Genomic DNA, 3724 nt, shown 5'->3' with positions numbered 1-3724 from the left:
CTCGGCTTCGGCACCGTCACCCACCGCCCGCCCGCCGCCCTGGTGCGGGAGGCCACCGCCGCGGCCGGCGCGCTCACCGGAACCGTGCTCACCGTCTCCACGGTGACCGGGACCGCCGCCCGCGCCGACGCGCTCCTCGCCCGTCACCCCCGTGCCCTCGCCGAGGCGATGGAAGGCTTCGGGGTCGCCGAGGCCGCCGCCGCGCACGGCGTGGCCGTACTGGAGGTGCGGGCGGTGTCGAACCCCGTCGGCCCCCGCGACCGCGCCGCCTGGCGCATCGGCGACGCCCTGACCGCCCTCACCGAGGGCTTCGGGAAGCTCACACCCGTCCTGGAGAGTTGGAACCGGCATGAACACCGTTGAGCAGCAGCGGCTGCGGATCGCCTACTCCCCCTGCCCCAACGACACCTTCGTCTTCGACGCCCTCGCCCACGGCCGCGTCCCCGGCGCGCCCGGCGTCGACGTCACCTTCGCCGACATCGACGTCACCAACGGCATGGCCGAGCGCGGCGAGCTCGATGTGCTGAAGGTGTCGTACGCGGTCCTGCCGTACGTCCTCGACGACTACGCCCTGCTGCCCTGCGGGGGTGCGCTGGGGCGGGGCTGCGGGCCGCTGGTGCTCACCCGGGAGGCCGGCGTGGACCTCACCGGCCGCACGGTCGCCGTGCCGAGCGAGCGGTCCACGGCGTATCTGCTGTTCCGGCTCTGGGCGGCGGACGTGCTGGGAATCGAGGAGGGCGGGCCCGCAGAGCCCTCCGTCGAGGGCGGTCGTGGGCGACGGGCGGGCGGGGTCGGGGAGATCGTGGTGATGCCCTTCCACGAGATCATGCCCGCGGTGCGGGACGGGAAGGTCGACGCGGGACTCGTCATCCACGAGGCGCGCTTCACGTACCGGAACTACGGGCTGCACAAGCTCGCCGACATGGGTGAACACTGGGAGCGGACCACGGGGCTGCCGATCCCGCTGGGGGCGATCATCGCCAGGCGGTCGCTGGGCGAGGAGACCCTGACCCGGCTGGCCGACTCGGTCCGTACCTCCGTACGGGCCGCGTGGGACGACCCCGAGGCGTCACGCCCGTACGTCATGGAGCACGCGCAGGAGATGGACCCGGCCGTCGCCGACCAGCACATCGGGCTGTACGTCAACGAGTTCACGGCCGGCCTCGGCGAGGACGGCTACGCGGCCGTGCGGGGACTGCTCACGCGCGCGGCGGCCGAAGGGCTGGTACCGCCCCTCGGCCCGGACGCGCTGCGGTTTCCGTGAGCGCCGTGAGCGCCGTGCGGACGTCCTAGACGTCCAGCTGGTCGGCGACCGCACGGAGCAGGCCGGCGATCTTCGCGCCGGCCGCACGGTCGGGATAGCGGCCCCGCTCGAGCGAGGGCGTGATGTTCTCCAGCAGGGTCGTGAGGTCCTGGACGATGGAGGCCAGTTCGTCCGGCTTCCTGCGCTGGGCGACCGCGACCGACGGGGTCGGGTCGAGAACGGTCAGGGAGAGGGCCTGGTCGCCGCGCTGTCCGGCGACCACACCGAACTCCACGCGCTGGCCCGGCTTCAGGGCCTCGACTCCGGCGGGGAGGACCGAGGAATGCACGAAGACGTCGCCGCCGTCGTCACGGGAGAGAAAGCCGAAGCCCTTCTCGCTGTTGAACCACTTGACCTTGCCAGTCGGCAAAGCACACGCTCCCTCGATCGCTCCCGGACTGGCCGGACACCCTTGATCTGCCGTTGAGACAGCCTACCGGGGGTCTCTCCACCGGAACACGCCTTAAAACGACACTGAGCCCCTGCCTGTGTCGGCAGAGGCTCAAAGTGGTGGGGAAGTGCGAGGGGTTACCCGATGTGCCGGTCGTCCACCGGTACGCCCCTGCGCCTGGGCAGCGTCGAGACCAGCGCGGGTGCGCTCAACGATCATGTCTCACTCAAGCTCGGCAAAGGCAAAGGCAACCATCATGGTGAAGAAGGATTTTCCCTCCCCTCCGGGGCGTAGTTACTGGCGAGAGTTCCCGTGAGGACGCGGAGGGCGATTCCACGCGCGCGCAAGTCCTCAGCGATCGTCAGTACGTCCTTAGTTGAACGGCCCAACCGGTCAAGCTTCCACACACAGAGGGTTTCTCCCTCTCGCATGCAGTCGAGGTAGCTATTCAGCGGGGTTGAGCGGTTCGGTCAGGCTGTTGCTGTGTCAGGGGTGAGGGCATGCGGGATCCACGCCCCTGTGGTGAAGAGGCGCTGGAGTGCGTCGTAGCGGCTGATGCCCCACTTGGCCGCGGTCGACAGGTACGACTGGACGATGGCGAAGTCGGCCAGTCCCTGGAGGGTTCGCCAGCAGCCTCCGGAGGAGCGTTGCTGGACCTTGGCGGGTCTGATGTCGCGTTCCGCCTGATTGTTGGTGAAGGGGACGGTCAGGTCGGTGGTGAAGCGGAGGATGACCTCGCGGTGTTCCTCGAAACGTTTGGCCAGGGTGCGGGCGTGCCGGGCGAGTTCGGTGTTCTTGTTCCGGTTGTCCTGGCGGGAGCGGGCCAGTGCTCCTGTGTAGAGCCGGTGGATGGTGCGCAGTTCGTCGGCGGTGAGTTCCTCGCGCCCGGTGTCGCGGGCGGCGGACGCGAGACGGTTGGCTTCCAGGAGGGTGTCGGCCATGGCGCGGGCCCACAGCTGGCCCTGGAGGTCGGCTTCATGGATGCCGCGCAGGTCACGTAGCAGGTGCGCGCCGCACCAGGCGTGCAGGACGTGGTCGAGGTGGGTGTAGCCGGCGTATCCGTCGCGGACCAGGACACCGCTGAGGTGCGGCAGGACCTGGCCGGCGTCGATGGTCGCGGCCGAGCGGTCACCGGTGTGCATCAGGGTGAGGTGCGCGGTGGAGGCCACGTGCAGGAAGACGGTCCTGGCCCGGGTGCGGGTGAAGGTCTCATCGGCGTGCACGACGGGTGCGCCGGAGAGCAGGGCGCGGACCGAGGGCAGGAACCCGGCCTCCAGCAGGCGGGCGGCCCGGCCTCGCAGGGATGCGGCGAAGCCGGTGGAGACCTTCATCCCGCACAGTTCCATCACCAGCAGTGTCGAGCGGTGTACCGGGATGTGGTGTCCCAGGACCGCGTCCGCGACCTTCGCGGTGACATCGGGACCGTACTGGGCCGCCGATTCCACTCCGGCCGGGAAGACTCCGGTGGCCTTCTTTCCGCACCCGGGGCAGCACTTGACGTCCGCGGCGTACTCGATGACCTGCGGCGGAAGCGGGGTGGCCAGGTCAAAGACCTGACGGCGGCGCACCGCGGCCACCGGAACCTTGACCAGCGAGGACGCGCAGCCGGCGCAGGATGCCGGAGCGGGGATGACGATCCGCTCGTTCGGATCCTCTACCTGCCGCAAGGTGGTGCCCGGATCACCTGGCTGCTTGCCCGGTTTGCGTCCCGAGCGGGTACGCGAGGACCCGCCACGGGGCCGCTTGCCCGGCCCGTCCGAGGACGGCGGCTTCGAGGAGGTCGAGGAATCCCTCGACAGCCGCAGTACCAGGGCCTGGACCTGCGTGGTCAACTCCGCGATCTGGACCAGCAGCTGATCGATCCGCTCGTCCTTCGCGGCCGCCTCGGCCCGGGAAGCCGCCAACTCGCCGCGTACCGCGGCCAACTCGGCAAGAAGGTCCTTCGCAGACCAGTCGGGATCCTCCACACCGCCACCCTAGCGATCACGCCGCACGGTCCGCGAACCGATCACACCCTGCTGAATAGCTAC

Annotated in this window: 4 protein-coding genes and 1 pseudogene; 2 read left to right on the top strand and 3 right to left on the bottom strand. The window is 70.0% G+C overall.

Annotated elements, in window-relative coordinates; translation table 11 throughout:
* Positions 1-363, top strand: a pseudogene (locus B9S61_RS27770) (futalosine hydrolase); the annotation flags it as partial.
* Positions 350-1264, top strand: coding sequence for a 1,4-dihydroxy-6-naphthoate synthase (locus B9S61_RS27765; RefSeq protein WP_103544694.1), 915 nt, complete (start codon positions 350-352; stop codon positions 1262-1264). The pseudogene B9S61_RS27770 and the gene B9S61_RS27765, both read left to right, overlap by 14 nt.
* A 25-nt stretch (positions 1265-1289) precedes the next feature.
* Here the strand turns inward: B9S61_RS27765 and B9S61_RS43320 are convergent, their stop codons facing one another.
* From B9S61_RS43320 to B9S61_RS27750, 3 genes are all read right to left on the bottom strand, one after another.
* Positions 1290-1673: a cold-shock protein gene (locus tag B9S61_RS43320; RefSeq protein WP_103544693.1), complete on the bottom strand. Its 384-nt coding sequence runs from the start codon at positions 1671-1673 to the stop codon at positions 1290-1292.
* Between the two features lie 275 nt (positions 1674-1948).
* Complete coding sequence (locus B9S61_RS43570; protein WP_374936249.1) at positions 1949-2146, bottom strand: recombinase family protein; 198 nt, start codon at positions 2144-2146, stop codon at positions 1949-1951.
* An 18-nt stretch (positions 2147-2164) separates the two neighbouring features.
* Positions 2165-3619 carry an IS66 family transposase gene (locus tag B9S61_RS27750; RefSeq protein WP_103544691.1) on the bottom strand — a complete coding sequence of 485 codons (1455 nt, stop codon included), beginning with the start codon at positions 3617-3619 and terminating at the stop codon, positions 2165-2167.
* Positions 3620-3724: the final 105 nt, after the last annotated feature.

Source organism: Streptomyces sp. SM1 (genome assembly GCF_002910825.1).
Lineage (GTDB): Bacteria > Actinomycetota > Actinomycetes > Streptomycetales > Streptomycetaceae > Streptomyces > Streptomyces okerensis.
The sequence above is the reverse complement of the archived record's forward strand: the minus strand, read 5'-3'. Positions and strand labels throughout refer to the sequence as shown.

Excerpts from the sequence above, each read along its gene's own strand:
- B9S61_RS27765 (WP_103544694.1), top strand. The coding sequence starts at position 350 with ATGAACACCGTTGAGCAGCAGCGGCTGCGGATCGCCTACTCCCCCTGC.